Below are 17767 nucleotides of genomic sequence, written 5' to 3'. Positions count from 1 at the left end.
ATCAAAGGGAAGCGGATGTCTTCTGTTGGAATGGAAATAATTATATTGACTAGAGTTGTTTATCATCGACAGAATCAAGCCATGTCTCAATGGACTCAAGTACGGAATCGACCGTTCCCTCGGCAAATGGTGATTGCAGATTTGCAGCTTCCACCAATTCCAAGAAGGAGCGAGAGCCACCAAGACCGCAAAGATGTAAATAATCCTTCCAAGCCTGTTCATGATCATCCTGAAGCTTCGTCCAAAATTGCAAGGCACATATTTGTGCAAGGGTGTAATCAATATAGTAAAACGGCGCGCCATATATATGTGATTGTCGCTTCCACAGGTTTCCACTTTCTAAGTATGGATTCCCATCATAATTCCGATGTGGAAGATAAACATTTTCGAGTTGCTTCCAAGCTTGTTTCCGATCATCAGGCGTCCATTCCGGATTCTCATAGATCAGGTGTTGAAATTCATCCACTGCTACGCCATATGGCAAGAATAAGAGTGCATCTGCAAGGTGAGAAAACTTGTATTTATCTGCATCCTCTTTAAAGAATAGTTCCATCCATGGCCAGGTAAAGAATTCCATACTCATGGAATGAATTTCTGCTGACTCCAGAGTTGGGAAAACATACTCGGGAATTCCAATGTTCCTGCTCTGATAACATTGAAATGCGTGACCTGCTTCATGTGTGAGCACATCAATGTCACCAGATGTACCGTTGAAATTGGAGAAAATAAATGGTGAGGCATAATCCGCAATAAATGTGCAATAGCCACCAGCCTCTTTACCTTTTTTTGCTTCTAAATCCATTAAGTTTCTTTCCAGCATAAAATGGAAAAATTCATTCGTTTCCGGTGATAGTTCTTCATACATTTTTAAACCATTTTCAATAATCCATTCCGGCGTTCCCTTTGGCTTGGCATTCCCAGATTTAAATTTAAAGCTTTCATCATAATATTTCAATGTATCCACATCAATCCGATTTGCTTGTCGTTCAAATAACTTGGTTGCAAGCGGCACAATAGATTCCCTTACTTGCTTACGGAATGCTTCTACCATTTTTGCATCATAGTCGACACGCATCATGCGAATATAACCGAGTTCTACAAAGTTTTTATAACCAAGCTTCACGGCTATGTTATGGCGCAGTTTAACGAGCTGGTCGTAAATATCGTCAAACGTATCGCTGTGCTGCTCAAAAAATCCTGCACTTGCTTCCACCGCTTTTTTACGAATGCTGCGATCTTCACTTTGGGCAAATGGGGCAAGCTGTGCGAGGGTGTATGTGTCACCGTCAAAATCGACCTGTGCTGATGCCACAAGTTTTCCGTAATCAGATACAAGTTTATTTTCTTTTTGCAGGAGGGGAATAATCTCTTTGGAAAATGCTTTAATTTCATATTCTGCAATATCAAACAACTGAGTACCCCACGCTTGTTCGAGTTCGGTACGAAATGGTGAATCGAGTAATGCACGATAATAGGCGGTCACCAATTCATTTAATTCAGGTTCCAGTTGATCAAAGAAATCCCGCTCTGCTTGATAGAAAGTGTCATTTGTGTCAATGGAAGCGCGAATTGCGACAAGATTGGAGAGGGTGGACATGCGATTGCGGAGGATATTTATTTCCTCCATTGCTGCTGTCTGGTCTGCTGCAGTTTCTGCTTGCTTAAAATGGTCTAAAAGTGTGTAAAACGTTTCTTTTACTTCATTTAGATTTGGCCTTTCATATGTATAATCTTGAAATGTTTGCATCATAATACCTCCCTTTTAACCGATATTATACGGTAAAATGGACTTGGATGCGAAGGAATCTAATCATTTTTGCACAAATAAAAGATAACGGTAAAATAGAAGACAGAAGTCATAAGATGGGAGAGAGAAGAAGATGAAGCAGCAATTCAACATCTCAAAGGAACAGCGTGATGTATTGGTCAACAGTATTATGACATACTATGAACAGGAACGGGGAGAGGAACTTGGAAATTTAGAGGCAGGTTTTATTCTTGATTTCTTTATCGAAGAACTTGCACCTATATTTTATAATTTGGCAGTTGAAGATTGCCATACCTATCTCATGGAGAAGCTTGAAGATGTATATGAATTAAAAAAAATCTAATCCTTGTCACGCTTTATTTGTTCACCCGTTTGCATCATCAATTTGAATTGACTTTATCCTAGTTCAAATGTAGACTAGAAAGAGGATTGTTATGTAATACATATTATTTTTTATTTTAAGAGGTGAAAAATATGGTAACAGCGGTATTATCCATTGGTGCAGTGTTAGCAGCAGTAATGGTTGTTATCGGATTAGTGCTTGCGAAGGCATCTTCTAAGAGCGTATACATGCCTTATGTACCAGGTATGATTGTGTTCGTAGGCGGAATTGTGCTAATCGTTGTAGCGGCAATTGCTGGTAAGATTGAAATTTTAGGAGCAGGTCTAGGCGGCTGGGGAATTGCATGTCTATTTGCGTCAGCATTTGGATTTATCATCACTTCCATTGTAGATGCTTATAGCTCACCGGCAGCATAATTGATCAGGACATAAAGAAAGAGCGGACATAATAATGTCCCGCTCTTTTTTAAATATCTATTATTTTTCAATTAAAAATGTCTTACCGTCGCGTTGCTCTATTTTGCCAGCTTTCATTAATGTACCCAATGCTCGTTTAAATGCTGCTTTACTAATATTTAATGCAGTACGTATGTCTTCTGGATTGCTTTTGTCACTAAGCGCTAATACGCCATCGTTTTCCTTCAGTAAAGCCAAAATTGCTTCAGCATCTTCAAGCATAACATGTTCCTTCTGTGGACGTAAAGATAGATTTAAGGTGCCATCTTCTTTCACCGCAATAACACGGCCTTTCACCAATTCTCCAAGTCTCGGCTCCACTTTTCGTTCGGTATGATGGATAAAACCACGATAGCCATCCTCTGTAATGATAGCAGAGCCTTCCTTATCTGCGCGATAAACCCAGCCCTCTATTTCCTGGTGCAGTAAATGTTCTGGTGCCGGCTCATAGGAATCAGAAATAACCCCTTCTGATGCTGGAATGGCAAGCAACCGACCTTTTCTGTCTTTACCAAGTGTAACAAATAGGCTATCGCCAGGTTTAGGCCAGACACGTTGTAATAATGGGAGGTTATCGACAGACACAAGAATTTCTTTTGTCGTACCAATATTGACGAAGGCGCCTAAGTTGGGAATGACCTCCATAACATCTGCCCAGCCATAAGTCTCTATTTCAATAGGAGGTAAAGTCATTGTTGCAATAACCTGCCCTTTTTTATTTGGATATAAAAATACGGTAACTGCTTGGCCAACTTCTAATTCTGAAGTTGCCTCATTCGTATGCAACATTGCTTCTTTCCTGTGTTGCTCCAATACATATCCGGTATCGATGATGCGACTAACAGTCATTTGTTGATTGGTCCCAATAACAAGCTCATCCATTTGAATCCCTGCCTTTATTTCATTTTTATTTCAAGTTGTTCTATGTTCAATCATGCCATGTATTCCAAAATGATGCCATTGGAAAAGGGGTAATCCTTATTGTTAGGAATACCCCTTTGATTGCGAAAGTAACACATAAGTTTTTTTATATAATGGTTGTTCAAAGTCTCCGGAAAAAATAGAACTATTTGAACCTACCATTTTCGTCCGAATATATGGACTGGAAATCCTTCTATTAAATGCGCATGTAATGATACGCATATTCAATTATTTTAAGGAATGATTGTTCCTTTCCAACATGGATCCTGTGCTGCAATTCTTGGATCACACGAAGGATTTCTTCACCGCGGTATCAAATTCCACTGTCTGTTTTCTAACTTAAGCAACGCAGACCCTACCTGCTTCTGCGTCCTTGCGACCCTATAGTCGCGCCAGTGTGAATAAGCATCATCAAAAACATTCGTTGAATGCCAGAATACTTATCTGCTACTTCACTGTGTTAACTGATGTATCATCTCATGGATGGCTAGACTTGTCAAGCTTTCAAAAAATATGGATGGAAAAAGCATCAATCTACCTACGTTTCATTGACATCCTATATGATTCTATATATTATTGAATTATTATGAAAAGAGAAAATAAACAACAAATGGTTTATCGAAAATTGAAAGCAAGAATTATCGAACGTGCCTATGTGCCTGGACAACGACTCGTCATTGATCAAATTGCCAGGGAACTGCACACGAGTAGTATCCCTGTGCGTGAAGCAATCCGTCAGTTGGAGGCAGAGCGGCTGATTGTGTACAAACGAAATGTTGGTCCAGTCGTTGCAGAGGTCAATGAATCAGATTACTCGGATACACTAAGGGTGCTTGCTGTGCTGGAAGGCTATGCGGCAGCATTAAGTGCAAGCCGGTTTCCTGCAGATAAACTTGTCCAACTGAAGCAGCATAATCAACGGATGGAGGAGGCATTGGAAGATTTTAATATGATTGCTTATAGTCAATTAAATGCGGGTTTTCATCGTATCTTGTCTGAGCCGTGTGGAAATGTTTATTTGTTTGAATCCATTAAGGACACGTGGAATCGAATGGATTCTATTAGAGGGACGGGTTCCACATTGTATTCGCTTCGGGTAAAAGAATCCATTCAGGAACATGCACAGATGATTCATTTATTGGAATCTGGTGGAGATGAACAGGAATTAGAAATGCTAGTGCGCATGCATAAAATTCGGACGGCTGAAGATTTTGAACGACGCAGACAAAATCAGCTTGAACGGAAGAATAAAATGACACCTTAAGAACCAGCATAATATCTGGTTCTTTTTGGGTTGAGCAATCAAATGGAGTTGATAAAAATATGGCAGAACAAATACCGGAAAAGAATCTATTTATGATGTGCACGAAACTAGTGCAAGACGCTGTAAGTGAACTACCAAAAAATTTTTATATTCGTCCATGTGAAAAAAATGAATTGGATATATGGAAAGCCATGCCCTTTGATACCCCTGAATTAGCCTCAGAATACGCCGATTTTATGACGACATATTTTGAAGATGTGTATTTACCGAAAGGGGATTTGTTTTTTCAACAATGCATGTTTGTCTGTAATCAAGAAGATAAGCCGATTGGGACCTGTTTTTTATGGAAATCTTACAATTCGATATGGACCCTACATTGGTTAAAGGTTTTAAAAGAATATGAGAACGAAGGAATCGGGAGGGCATTACTTTCCTTTGTTATGAATCGTTTACCGGAAGAGGAATACCCGATATTTTTGCATACTCAACCAGAAAGCTATCGGGCAATCAAGTTATATTCCGATTTTGGATTTCGCTTTTTATTAGATCCCGTAATAGGCAACAGACAAAACGATTTAGCTGCATGTTTGCCCATATTGCAAAAATATATGCCACCATCAGATTTTGAGAAGTTAAAAACCGCCCATGCTCCTGCGTACTTTCTGGAAGCCGTATCTCGCACCAGTCTGCATGAATTTTAAAATATATTTTATCACAGATTAACTGGCTGTAAGACTCCCACTGAATGAAGTTTACCTTTATTAAAAACAGGCGGGAAAATTCTGCTTCAATCGTATGAAGGGCAAAAATCAGCGGTAAGTGGGAGGTAAATCGCCTTCGATAGTCTAACTGAAGCCTTTTGAATGAAACGAATAATAATCAGCGTATACTTGGGCATCCATTATATAAAACTTTACATGCTAAAAAATTGCTTTGACATTATATGTGAAATCATATATGATTTAATTGTTCAGAAAATTTACAGTTATTTAATTTTAAAATTAGCTTTAGGATATAACTTTTCTTGAAAATTTTTTTGAAGTTTACTCGGCCACCAAGTGATGGATTAGCTTCATCAGGATGTGAAAACACGGCCGGATGAAAGCTATATACATACTCGTTGATTCAAGACCGATATCACATGACGTGTAGGTCAATCATGTTGAATACCGAAGTTTCAATCAAGTTTGAAATGAATCAATAAATAAGCCAAAAACAAGGCTTAAACATAGGATACGAGGAGGATATGTAATGGCTTTTTTTGAAGAAAAGAAAAGACTTCGTGGCTCGATTGCACCAGTGATTACCCCGTTTCATGAAGATGAGCGAATTGATTTCGATACGTTTAAGGAATTAATTGAATGGCAAATCGACAGTGGCAGTCATGGAATTTCTGTAACTGGTACATCTGGTGAACCAAGCTCGATGACGCTGGAAGAGCGTGAGCAGGTGATGGAAACAGCCTATCAAACCATTCAGGGCCGGGTTCCTTTTGTTCCTGGAACTGGATCAACCAACCACCAAGAAACACTACGATTAACCAAAACTGCAGAGGAAATAGGAGCTGATGGTGCATTAGTCATCGTTCCTTACTACAATAAACCAAATCAGCATGCTTTATACCAGCATTTTAAAGCAGTTGCCGATTCCGTATCTATTCCTATCATTTTATATAACATCCCAGGTCGAACAGCAGTCAATTTAGAAGCAGACACCATCGCGAGTCTTGCAGCCGATTGTCCCAATATCATTGGTGTAAAAGAATCTAACAAAGATTTTGAACATGTGAATAAAGTGTTATTAAAGTGTGGTCGTGACTTTAATCTATATTCCGGCATTGAGGTATTATGCTATCCTATGCTTGCTATTGGTGGTGCTGGACATATTAGTGCAACCGCTAATGTAGCACCAAAGGAAGTGGCAGAACTTTACAATCGCTGGGTCGCAGGGGATGTGGCTGGTGCGCAGGAGCTTCATTATCACATGATGCCGCTAAATGATGTGTTATTTCGTGATACGAATCCCGCTCCGGCAAAAGCTGCACTTGGCATGATGGGAAAGGTAAAGCCGATACTACGCAAGCCACTTGCTACCCCAGCTGATTCCATTCAAGCGGAAATACGTGCCACATTACAGCAATATCATCTTGTATAATTCATGTTTAAAAAAGGTAGGTGAACCAGATGAATCATTGTAAAGTAGCTGATGTGCAGCTATATATCAATGGGGAATTTGTAGATGCGACAACCGAGGAACAAAAGGAAAATAGAAATCCATATACAAATGATATCACTAATCGTACTACGATGGCGACTGCAGCTGATGTGGAATTAGCTGTAGATGCCGCGGAAAAGGCATTTCATGAGGGACCTTGGGGAAAGATGAAGCTGAAAGAGCGCATGTCCTATATCGAAAGAATTGCAGACCTCATTGATGAAGAGGCTGAAGACATTGCTTTATTGGAGTCCCTCGATTCAGGATTACCAATTAGCCAAACGAAAAAAATGGCAGCAAGGGCTGCAGAAAATTTTCGTTTTTATTCACGAATGGTTCAAGCGAGATTGCATGGGGATGCCTATCCAGTGGATCAAGACTTTATTAATTACACAATTTATCAACCACTTGGTGTTGTCGGTCTCATTACCCCATGGAATGCACCGTTTATGCTAACAACCTGGAAGGTCGCACCCGCACTCGCTAGTGGGAATACGGTTGTACTGAAGCCTGCTGAACTGTCTCCTTTGTCCGCCAATCGGCTTGCAGAAATTATCCAGCGTGCTGGTGTTCCTGCAGGAGTATTCAATGTGGTGCATGGGTACGGAGAGGTTGCTGGAGAAGCACTTGTAAAAAACGCAAAAGTGAAAGCGATTTCATTTACGGGGGAAACGACCACTGGCAAAGAAATTATTCGGAATGCTGCCGATTCACTGAAAAAAACATCGATGGAGCTTGGCGGGAAATCACCACTAATTGTATTTGATGATGCAGATATGGAACAGGCCCTGGATGCTGCTGTTTGGGGGATATTTTCATTTAATGGTGAACGTTGTACGGCTAACTCGAGGGTGTTTTTACAACAAGGAATAAAAGAAAAGTTTATAGAGAAATTGAAAGAACGCGTCGATCAAATTGTGATTGGTGACCCAATGGACACAAAGACAGAGCTCGGTCCTTTAATTGATCGCGGTCATTATAATAAAGTGACAAACTATATCAAAATAGCGAAGGAGGAGGGGTGTACTGTCTATCAAGGAACGGTTCCAGCTGATCATAAGGCGGGCAATTTTGTTCCACCGACATTACTCTTGGATGCCACCAATGAAATGAAGGTATGTCAGGATGAAATATTTGGTCCAATTATGGCAGTTATTGGCTTTGATACAGAAGAAGAAGTGATTCAAATGGCCAATGATGTGGAGTATGGATTAGCAGGCTATGTCTGGACAAATGATATCAAACGCGGTCATCGAGTCGCACAAGCAATTGACTCTGGTATGTTGTGGATTAATGCGCAAAACGTACGTGATTTAAGAATTCCTTTTGGCGGCATGAAAGCAAGTGGCATAGGTCGTGAAGGCGGACATTTTGCATTGCTGGAGTTTTATACAGAACCAAAAGCGATTCACGTTGCAATCGGTAATCACGCGATACCACAGTTCGGTAAATGATGGAAAGAGATGGAAATAAAAGAGGAGGGAAAGAACCATGCCGGCAAAAACAGGTCAGGAATATATAGATGGTCTAAAAAAAGCGAATAACAATGTGTACATTCACGGAGAACGTGTTGACGATATCACAGAACATCCAGCATTTAAAAATGTCGTACGGTCAATGGCTCATTTATATGATTTGCAATATGAAAAGCCAGATAAAATGCTGTATGATTCACCAACTACTGGTGACAAAGTTGGAATGACATTTTTACAACCGACTTCAATTGATGATTTAATAAAACGACGAGAAGCAATCATGGAGTGGGCAAGAACCTCTGGTGGCATGATGGGAAGATCACCGGATTATTTGAATGCAGAGGTTATGGCAATGGGAATGAATAACAGCCTATTCGCTGAAGGGGATCCAAGATTTGCAGAAAATGCAAGAAATTATTATGAATATGCAAGGGAGCATGATATTAGTCTTACTCATACACTGATACATCCCCAGGTGAATCGTGCCAAAATGCAGCATGAACAAAAAGATGCCAATGTCGCATTACATTTGGTAGAGAAACAGGATGATGGAATTATTGTCGATGGGATTCGCCTGCTGGCAACACAAGGGGGCATCACCGATGAAATATTAGTCTTCCCTTCGACCGTGAAGAAAGCAGGAGAACTCAATGATCCATATTCCTTGGCATTTGCGATTCCCAATCACACAGAAGGGCTTAAATTTATTAGCCGTGAATCATTTGATTATGGAAAGAATAGCTGGGATCATCCACTCGGTTCACGTTTTGAAGAAGGGGATGCGATTGTATCCTTTGATCATGTTTTTGTTCCGTGGGAGCGTGTTTTTGTTTGTGGTAATGCCTCAGTATGTAACCGAACTTTCCGAGAAACGAACGCAGTCGTGCACATGGCCCATCAGGTTGTTGCAAAAAATATTGTTAAAACGGAATTTGTTCTTGGCGTGGCTCTAAGTATGATGGATGCCATTGGTATTGATCAATTCCAGCACGTCAAGGATAAGGGAACAGAAATTATGCTGACACTGGAGACGATGCGTTCGCATTTGTATCGTGCAGAACATCAAGCAAAGCTGGATCAATCCGGCACGATGACTCCTGATTATGCCGCTTTGGACGCTGCTAGAAATTGGTATCCGCGTATTTATCCTAAATTAACGGAGATTGTCAGAATTCTAGGAGCATCTGGTTTAATGGGGATTCCAACTGAAGCCGATTTTCAGCATGAAGAAATCGGTCCAATCATCCATCGGGGTTTACAAGGGAAAAACCTGGAGGGTTATGAACGGGTACAGCTATTTCGTTTAGCGTGGGATATGACGTTAAGTGCATTTGGCGCAAGACAGGCACATTATGAATATTACTTTTTTGGTGATCCGGTTCGGATGGGAATGACCTATTTTGATGGGTATGACAAACAACCATACAAGGACTATGTGGCCGACTTTTTGAAAAAATCTTCTAGCATGAAGGTGTAATGTTGGAAGGATCAAACGGGGGGAGCTTACGTGGATTTTAGCATTATTCGCTGCGCGCGTGCCGTTTTACATGTCACCGATTTAGAAGCTTCTAGACGGTTCTATGTAGATGCACTTGGCTTTATTGAAACGGCTAATGATGGAACTTGTTTATATTTGCGAGGCTTAGAGGAGCATGGACATCATAGCCTGGTATTAAAAGAAGCTGACAGACCAGCAGTGGAAGTACTAGGTTATAAGGTTGCTACGGAAGAAGATTTGGAACAGTTGGCAGCATTATTTAAGCATCATCAATTACCCGTAGCTTGGATAGAAAAAGGCGAGCAGCTTGGTGTTGGCAGAGCACTACGGGTACAGGATGTGAATGGCTTGCCATTGGAATTTTTTGCGGAAATGGAGACAGTGGAGCGGTTGCTACAGCGGTTCGATTTATATAAGGGGTCAAGAATGCAACGGATTGACCACTTCAATTGTCTCGTTCCTGATGTTGGTAAGGCGGAGCTATTTTATCGAAAACAGCTTGGATTTGCTTGTTCAGAGTTTACCGAAACCAAGGAGGGGGCCATTTGGGCAACATGGCTGCATCGTAAACAGACAGTTCACGATCAGGCGTTTATGAATGGATCAGGTCCGAGGCTCCATCATATAGGTTTCTGGTTACCGGACCCATTGGCACTCATTCATACATGTGATGTGCTCGCAGCTATGGGATATGGTGAAAGTATTGAACGTGGACCAGGCAGGCATGGACTATCCAATGCTTTTTTCCTCTATTTACGAGATCCGGATGGACATCGTGTTGAACTATATAATGGTGATTATTTAACGAGTGACCCGGATTTTGAACCAATAAAATGGGATATTGATGATCCGATGCGACAAACGTTCTGGGGGCATGCAGCACCAGACTGCTGGTTTCAAGAAGCTTCTACTGTGCTGCATGTGTTAACGGAAGAAGCAGTAGTAGAACAACCTGCCAAGCTGGAGCAGCATAAGCCAACCTTTATCATTTAGACCATCAGAATGGGAGGGTACATTGTGAATGATCATACGTTCAGGACAGCCATGGGGAAATTTGCAACAGGTGTTACTGTCATAACAACGATGATAGGCGAAGAAGCATATGGTATGACAGCAAATGCATTTATGTCTGTCTCTTTAAACCCAAAGCTTGTTCTGATTTCTATTGATGAAAACGCACATATGAATCAATATTTACAGCAATCGAAAAAATTTGCAGTTAGTATGCTAAATGCAGATCAACAGCATATGTCTGCTTATTTTGCTGGGCAAATAAAGGAAAAACAAAATATCGATTTTCATTGGTTTCAAGATATGCCAACCATTAAGGATGCGATTGCAGCCATTACTTGTGAGGTTGATCATGCTGTTGTTGCTGGAGATCATACGTTATACATTGGGCGTGTTACCGATCTATACCTGCGTGACGGGGAACCACTTACCTTTTTTGAAGGGAAATATAGAACGATTGCGCCTTCGGTTGTTAAATAGACTACTAGAGCGAAATCTAGTAGGGAGGGGGATAGATGCATGAAGCCACAAATGAATGCATCAAATACGGTAGCGATAGATATATTTGATACAATTTCTAGTCATGAACAGGTTGTATTCTGTAATGATCCAGCTACAGGACTGCAAGCAATTATTGCCATACACGATACAACCCTTGGTCCAGCACTTGGTGGAACCCGGATGTACCCATACCAAAGCTGGATCCATGCACTAGATGATGTGCTGCGCTTATCTGAAGGAATGACATATAAATGTGCTGCTGCAGATTTGGATTTTGGTGGTGGTAAAGCGGTGATTATCGGGGATCCGAAGACAGATAAAACACCGGCTTTGTTTCGAGCTTTTGGCCAGTATGTGGATGCATTAAATGGTCGATTTTATACAGGTACGGATATGGGAACAACGATGGATGATTTTGTGCAAGCCATGAAGGAAACGCCATATATAAATGGAATACCAGAGGCTTATGGTGGTAGTGGAGATTCTTCTATTCCTACTGCTGAAGGTGTTGTAAATGGCTTGAAAGCAACGGTCTATCATTTAGATAAACATACAAATCTAGCGGATTATACTTATGCATTACAAGGACTTGGAAAGGTCGGTTCCAAAGTAGCGACCTATTTATTAGAAGCGGGGGCAAGTCTATATGTGACCGACGTGGATGACCAATCCATTCGTGAAGTAGTAACACGCGGAAAGGATGGGCAAGTAACGGTTGTGGAACAGGAAGATATTTATGCAGTCCCTGCTGATATTTTCATCCCTTGTGCTGTGGGGGGAATTATTCATACTGCAACTGTGGAACAATTCCAGGTTAGAGCGATTGTCGGATCAGCGAATAATCAATTAGCAGCAGATCACTTTGCTCAAGTTTTACAGGATAAGGGCATCTTATATGCGCCAGATTATATTGTGAATGCTGGTGGATTAATTCAAGTGGCTGATGAACTTTATGAACCGAATCAAGAACGTGTGAAATTAAAGACAAAAGCAATTTATCATTCCCTTTTGGATATTTATGAACAAGCTGCAATGACAGGTCAAACAACCGTGGCTGCAGCCAATGCTAAATGCTTGCGTTATCTTGAATTACAGTCGAAACGGAATAGCTTTTATTCGCACAGTAAACGTCCGAAATGGCAGGTGCGCGGCACATAACCTCTAGTAGATGCATTTGAAAAAGGGGGCGTGTAAACATGGTAGAGGTGGCATTCCATGATATTGGAGAGGGAATGACAGAGGGGGAAATTCTTCGATACCTTGTTCAAATTGGGGATGAGGTTGTAACAGACCAGCCATTAATTGAGGTGCAAACAGATAAAATGGTTGCCGAAATACCTTCTCCAGCGGCAGGAAAGGTTGCAACCATTCATAGGGAACCTGGCAGTGTCGTTCCAGTTGGTACCATCCTTTTGGAATTGGAACCATTGGCGAGCCAGACCTTGCAAAATCTTACACCTGGACAGGAACAGTTGCAGGCTCGTTTCAACAAGCAAGAAGATCATCAGGAGATGGCAGGTCCATTTCGTATGATTGCGACCCCATCTGTTCGGCGGTATGCGTCACAAAAAGGGGTTTCATTACAGCGTATTCCAGGCTCTGGACCAAACAAACGCATATTACGGAAGGATGTGGACATGTATTTACGAGGACATGTCACACCAGAACGAAAATCGATGGAACAACAAGCGGTAGCAACCGAGGATCATATGCTGCCTTTAACCGCGGAAAATAGATTTGAAACAGAGGAATACATTCCGTATTGCAAGGAACAACAACTAAGGGGCAATACAATCTGCCAGGCTGTTTCAACCATTCCACATGTCACCCATTTTGATGAAATTGATGTAACGAATTTGGTTGGTTTGCAAATCGAGCTGGAAAAAGGTGGCCAACATATAGACTTAATCGCATTTTTCATCCGAGCTGTTGCAATCGCTTTACAGGATTACCGGATTTTTCATGCTAGGCTGGACGAGGAAAATGCTGTCATCCAATTATGGAGAAATTACCATATTGGTTTGGTCAATACGAATCATAAGGAAGAAATCATTTCTGTGATTGCAGATGCTGATCAAAAATCCATTACAACCCTTCATAAGGAACAAACACAATCGCTAGATAAGGCTTACTCAGCCAGAAAACAAACCGGAGCAAGTTTGCATGGATGTTTTATCATTCGGATGGATGCCGGCGGGAGTGCAATAACACCAATTATCCCAAAAGGGCAGGCTGCTTATTTGGTTCTTCATCAAAGGAAGAAAAAACCTGTCGTAATGCCGGGTGATAAGCTGGGAATTCGTTATGTGCAACAGCTATCTTTTTCATTTGATCATCGAATAGCGGATGGTGCGCAAGCAATTGGCTTCACGAATCGACTGGCGGAATTACTGCAGAATCCAGCTGCGTTTATCCTGCCTTGATGAAGTAAGGTCATAGAGATATAAAATTGGAAAGGAGAAATCGTATATTGCTAGAAGCACAGGCGAAGTTTAACAGTTCTGAACTGCTGGAGAAGATCCATGTGGGTACATCCAATACGTTCCAATGGCAGGGGAAGGAAATACCAGTGGCAGCTGTACCATGGCAGGCTCCAGTTACTGGTTCTATATATGGTGTCGTATTTAATTTTAAAGCGCAGCGTGACGGGTTTGAAAAATATTTTACACAGAAGCCTTATCTAGCACCACCAAAGCGACCGGTCATGTATATAAAGCCGCGAAATACGGTTAATGCTCACTTACAGCCCATCCCTGTACCAAAGCATGTGGATGCATTAGAAATGAACGGAACGCTTGGTGTCGTTATCGGGCGTGATGCGACAAATGTAATGTATAGTGAGGCAATGGACTATGTAAAAGGCTATACGATAGTTAATGATGTGACGGTTCCGCATGATAGCATGTACCGACCACAAATATACAACAAAGTGCGTGATGGATTTTGTCCAACTGGTCCATGGATCATCGATAAGAACCAAATTTCATCTATTTCATCATTAAAAATAGCTACCTATATCAATGGCAGCATTGTTCATGAAAGCAGGCTTGATTGCCTTATTCGTCCCATTGAACAGCTCATCCAAGACGTTACCAGCTTTATGACGCTATTTGCCGGTGATATGCTTTTGGTTGGCTTGCCACATGCCGCTCCTACAGCTGCAATTGGTGATCGGGTAACGATTACCATCGATCAAATGGGGAGCTTGGAAAATCAATTGGTTGAGGAAGAAGCCTATCAACCTGGAGGTGAGCGGAAATGAGACAGGCACGTGTAGCTTGCTTTGGTGCATTGCATGATGCTTGGGAATTACCGGACCATACGCTAAAGCTTGCCGATGGAAGAATCGTTCCCCAATCGGAAGTAGTGTGGCTGCCACCAGTACAAGCTGGAACAGTCTTTGCCTTGGGCTTAAATTACGCGGATCATGCCAGTGAAATTAGCTTTCAAGCACCAAAAGAACCACTTGTGTTTTTGAAAGGTCCGAATACTTTCATCGGTCACAAATCCCAGTCCCAAAAACCACTGGATGTTACGTATATGCATTATGAATGTGAATTAGCCGTTATTATTGGTAAACAGGCGAAGCATATCGCACGTGAGGATGCATATCAATATATTTCTGGTTATACGATTGCGAATGACTACGCGCTTCGGGACTATTTGGAAAATTACTACCGACCAAATCTATTCGTAAAAAATAGGGATACGCTAACACCGATTGGTCCCTGGTTTGTTCCGGCAAAAGATGTAATTGATCCAATGAATCTTAGGATTCGTACGTATGTAAATGGTGCATTAAAACAAGATGGTAATACAAGTGATATGGTATTCGATATTCCATATCTTATTTCCTATTTAAGTAGCTTTATGACGCTCCGGGAAAACGATATTATTTTAACGGGTACCCCGAAAGGAACAGTACATGTGCACGATGGCGATGTTGTTGTGACAGAAATTGAGGGCTTAGGTGCACTGGAAAATATAGTCATTGATGATGAATTCAATGGATAACGGAGGGAGAGTATGCCACATATTATCGTGGAATATACGAAGAATATACAAGAACAAGCGAATATTCCGCCTCTGCTCCACAAGATAAATGCCCAGTTGATTGCTGAAGGAGATATATTCCCCACCGGAGGCATTCGTTCTCGTGCTGTGATGCTGCAAGATTATGTAATTGCAGATAGTACAGAAGCAGCGGATGCCTTTGTTCATGTTACGCTAAAAATGGGTAGTGGACGTTCAGTTGAAGTGAAAGAGACCGTTTGTAAGCATCTATTTCATGTACTTGAATCTCATTTTCATTCCCTATTACAGACCGATCATTTTGCCTTATCGTTAGAGCTATATGAATTTACAAATCCAACATTCAAAAAAAACACCATACATGCACGATATCAAAAACGGTAAGAAAAGCTCCCGCAATTGTGCGGGTTTTTTTCTGCTTGCTTTGTTTTGTGGTAGGGTATGGTAATAAGTAGAAGGGAGAGGACAGAAATGGATTTACAGTTATCAGAAAAAACGGCAGTTGTATTGGCCGCAAGTAAAGGACTCGGAAAAGCAATTGCAAAAGGGCTCGCTGCAGAGGGGACAAATGTTGTACTTTGTAGTCGGAATGAAGCGGCATTGGAACAAGCAGTGAAAGAAATCAAATCGGAGACAGGGAATCAGGAGGTTCGGTATGTTCTATGTGATGTGAAAAAACCTGAACAAATTAAACAGGTTATCAAGCATACAGTCGAAACATACGGTGGAGTTGACATATTGATTAATAATGCAGGCGGTCCGCCAGCCGGAGATTTTATGTCGATGCGTGATGAGGATTGGTACCATGCCTTTGAATTGAATTTACTTAGTTTTATTCGAGCAATTCGCGAAGTTGTACCATATATGAAAAAGCAAGGTGGTGGAAGAATTGTGAATTTATCTTCCTCATCTATTAAACAGTCGATTGACCATTTGGTGTTGTCCAATACGATGCGACCAGGTATTAATGGTTTAACAAAATCATTGGCACGAGAACTGGGTGAAGCGAATATTTTAATCAATACAATCGGTCCAGGTACGATTGAAACCGATCGCATCTTAGAATTAAATAAAGATCGGGCAAAGCGGGCCAATATTACGCCAGATGCATTTCAGGAACAAGCGGAGCAAGAGATAGCCATGAAGCGCTATGGCCAACCGGAAGAGTTCGCCAATACAGTCGTTTTCTTCGCAAGTTGGGCAAATACGTATATTACAGGCCAATCATTGCTTGTTGACGGTGGACAGATAAAAGCATTATAGCAAAATAAGTCAAAATCAATTGACAATGGCTGCATGACTGGCTATAATTCGCTTCATATGAAGCCAATTTCAATTATTATAATTGGCAAACGGATTAAATCGAAATGATAGGATAGTTTTGCCTGATGCTTCTATATGATCAGGGGGTGACAAGGATAAAACTACTTATACATGTACGATCAAGATGGGATTGGCAGATATGTTAGCGTATTTTTCAACATTGAACCCAGTGATGCAGGCGCTGATAGCATCGCTTTTCACTTATGGGATGACAGCATTAGGTGCTGCCGTCGTATTTGCTAAACGTGACATGGGGCAGCGATTTCTAGATGGGATGCTCGGCTTTGCGGGTGGCGTTATGATTGCTGCAAGCTTTTGGTCTTTGCTGGCACCTGCACTCGAGATGTCCGAGGGAGGCTCCTTACCTACATGGTTTCCAGCAGCATTAGGTTTTATGCTTGGTGGCTTATTTCTGTGGGGTGTCGATAAAATACTTCCCCACCTGCATCCTGGTCTGAATATCTCAGAAGCAGAGGGGATTAAGCCTCGTAAAAAGAAGCGGAGTACCTTGCTCGTATTAGCGATAACGTTGCATAATATTCCTGAGGGGTTGGCTGTCGGTGTAGCCTTTGGGGCTGTTGCCGCTGGTTTGAATTCGACAACGCTCATCAGTGCCATTGCACTAGCAATTGGTATCGGAATTCAAAACCTGCCTGAAGGAGTTGCAGTATCGCTTCCGCTCCGGAGAGAAGGGATGTCCCGAACCAAAAGTTTTATGTATGGTCAATTCTCCGGTATGGTTGAACCCGTTGCAGCGGTCATTGGCGCCTTTGCAGTGCTGTATATTGAACCGCTTCTACCTTATGCATTAAGCTTTGCAGCGGGTGCAATGATATTTGTTGTCGTAGAAGAAGTGATACCAGGGTCACAGGAAGAAGGCAATAAGGACCTGGCATCTATGGCATTAATGATTGGCTTTGTTGTCATGATGATATTAGATGTTGGTCTAGGATAATGATATA

Annotated in this window: 18 protein-coding genes; 16 read left to right on the top strand and 2 right to left on the bottom strand. The window is 41.4% G+C overall.

Going from position 1 to position 17767, the window contains the following annotated elements; all coding sequences use genetic code 11:
- Positions 1–49: 49 nt before the first annotated feature.
- Positions 50–1747: a M3 family oligoendopeptidase gene (locus DX933_RS09080; protein ID WP_123316120.1), complete on the bottom strand. Its 1698-nt coding sequence runs from the start codon at positions 1745–1747 to the stop codon at positions 50–52.
- A 133-nt stretch (positions 1748–1880) separates the two neighbouring features.
- On the opposite strand from DX933_RS09080, the gene DX933_RS09075 reads away from it, so the two are divergent.
- A complete protein-coding gene (locus DX933_RS09075; RefSeq protein WP_123316119.1) occupies positions 1881–2111 on the top strand; it encodes a DUF2164 domain-containing protein in 231 nt (76 codons plus the stop codon).
- A 131-nt stretch (positions 2112–2242) separates the two neighbouring features.
- Complete coding sequence (locus DX933_RS09070; protein WP_123316118.1) at positions 2243–2527, top strand: hypothetical protein; 285 nt, start codon at positions 2243–2245, stop codon at positions 2525–2527.
- Between the two features lie 60 nt (positions 2528–2587).
- Here DX933_RS09070 and DX933_RS09065 read toward each other — a convergent pair whose 3' ends face one another.
- Entirely contained in the window at positions 2588–3448 is an 861-nt protein-coding gene (locus tag DX933_RS09065) for a CvfB family protein (protein WP_123316117.1), read from the bottom strand.
- Between the two features lie 625 nt (positions 3449–4073).
- Between DX933_RS09065 and DX933_RS09060 the strand changes: the two genes are divergently transcribed.
- The 14 genes from DX933_RS09060 (at position 4074) to DX933_RS08995 (ending at position 17760) form a co-directional block, all read left to right on the top strand.
- A complete protein-coding gene (locus DX933_RS09060) occupies positions 4074–4751 on the top strand; it encodes a GntR family transcriptional regulator (protein WP_123316116.1) in 678 nt (225 codons plus the stop codon).
- A gap of 59 nt (positions 4752–4810) precedes the next feature.
- A complete protein-coding gene (locus DX933_RS09055) occupies positions 4811–5452 on the top strand; it encodes a GNAT family N-acetyltransferase (protein ID WP_123316115.1) in 642 nt (213 codons plus the stop codon).
- A 550-nt stretch (positions 5453–6002) separates the two neighbouring features.
- A complete protein-coding gene (gene hpaI / locus DX933_RS09050) occupies positions 6003–6905 on the top strand; it encodes a 2,4-dihydroxyhept-2-ene-1,7-dioic acid aldolase (protein WP_123316114.1) in 903 nt (300 codons plus the stop codon).
- 29 nt (positions 6906–6934) lie between these two features.
- A complete protein-coding gene (hpaE, locus tag DX933_RS09045; protein ID WP_123316113.1) occupies positions 6935–8419 on the top strand; it encodes a 5-carboxymethyl-2-hydroxymuconate semialdehyde dehydrogenase in 1485 nt (494 codons plus the stop codon).
- A gap of 37 nt (positions 8420–8456) precedes the next feature.
- Positions 8457–9917 (top strand): 4-hydroxyphenylacetate 3-monooxygenase, oxygenase component, encoded by a 1461-nt coding sequence (gene hpaB / locus DX933_RS09040; RefSeq protein ID WP_123316112.1) that lies wholly within the window; start codon positions 8457–8459, stop codon positions 9915–9917.
- Between the two features lie 30 nt (positions 9918–9947).
- Entirely contained in the window at positions 9948–10931 is a 984-nt protein-coding gene (hpaD, locus tag DX933_RS09035) for a 3,4-dihydroxyphenylacetate 2,3-dioxygenase (protein WP_123316111.1), read from the top strand.
- A gap of 24 nt (positions 10932–10955) precedes the next feature.
- On the top strand, positions 10956–11429 hold the full coding sequence (locus DX933_RS09030) for a flavin reductase family protein (RefSeq protein WP_123316110.1): 474 nt from the start codon (positions 10956–10958) through the stop codon (positions 11427–11429).
- Between the two features lie 39 nt (positions 11430–11468).
- Positions 11469–12608 carry a Glu/Leu/Phe/Val family dehydrogenase gene (locus tag DX933_RS09025; protein ID WP_123316109.1) on the top strand — a complete coding sequence of 380 codons (1140 nt, stop codon included), beginning with the start codon at positions 11469–11471 and terminating at the stop codon, positions 12606–12608.
- A gap of 38 nt (positions 12609–12646) precedes the next feature.
- Positions 12647–13873, top strand: a complete 1227-nt coding sequence (locus DX933_RS09020; protein WP_123316108.1) for a dihydrolipoamide acetyltransferase family protein — start codon at positions 12647–12649, stop codon at positions 13871–13873.
- Positions 13874–13920: 47 nt separating this feature from the next.
- Complete coding sequence (locus DX933_RS09015) at positions 13921–14712, top strand: fumarylacetoacetate hydrolase family protein (protein ID WP_223805929.1); 792 nt, start codon at positions 13921–13923, stop codon at positions 14710–14712.
- Positions 14709–15464 (top strand): fumarylacetoacetate hydrolase family protein, encoded by a 756-nt coding sequence (locus DX933_RS09010; protein ID WP_123316107.1) that lies wholly within the window; start codon positions 14709–14711, stop codon positions 15462–15464. Before DX933_RS09015 ends, DX933_RS09010 begins: the two co-directional genes overlap by 4 nt.
- Positions 15465–15476: 12 nt before the next feature.
- Positions 15477–15866 carry a 5-carboxymethyl-2-hydroxymuconate Delta-isomerase gene (locus tag DX933_RS09005; RefSeq protein WP_123316106.1) on the top strand — a complete coding sequence of 130 codons (390 nt, stop codon included), beginning with the start codon at positions 15477–15479 and terminating at the stop codon, positions 15864–15866.
- A gap of 87 nt (positions 15867–15953) precedes the next feature.
- Entirely contained in the window at positions 15954–16745 is a 792-nt protein-coding gene (locus DX933_RS09000) for an SDR family oxidoreductase (protein WP_123316105.1), read from the top strand.
- Between the two features lie 199 nt (positions 16746–16944).
- Positions 16945–17760, top strand: coding sequence for a ZIP family metal transporter (locus DX933_RS08995; RefSeq protein WP_123316317.1), 816 nt, complete (start codon positions 16945–16947; stop codon positions 17758–17760).
- Positions 17761–17767 lie beyond the last annotated feature (7 nt).

The sequence above is a fragment of the Ornithinibacillus gellani genome (genome assembly GCF_003730295.1).
Lineage (GTDB): Bacteria > Bacillota > Bacilli > Bacillales > Amphibacillaceae > Ornithinibacillus_A > Ornithinibacillus_A gellani.
Note: the sequence above shows the minus strand (reverse complement) of the source record. Positions and strands in the feature narration are given on the sequence as shown.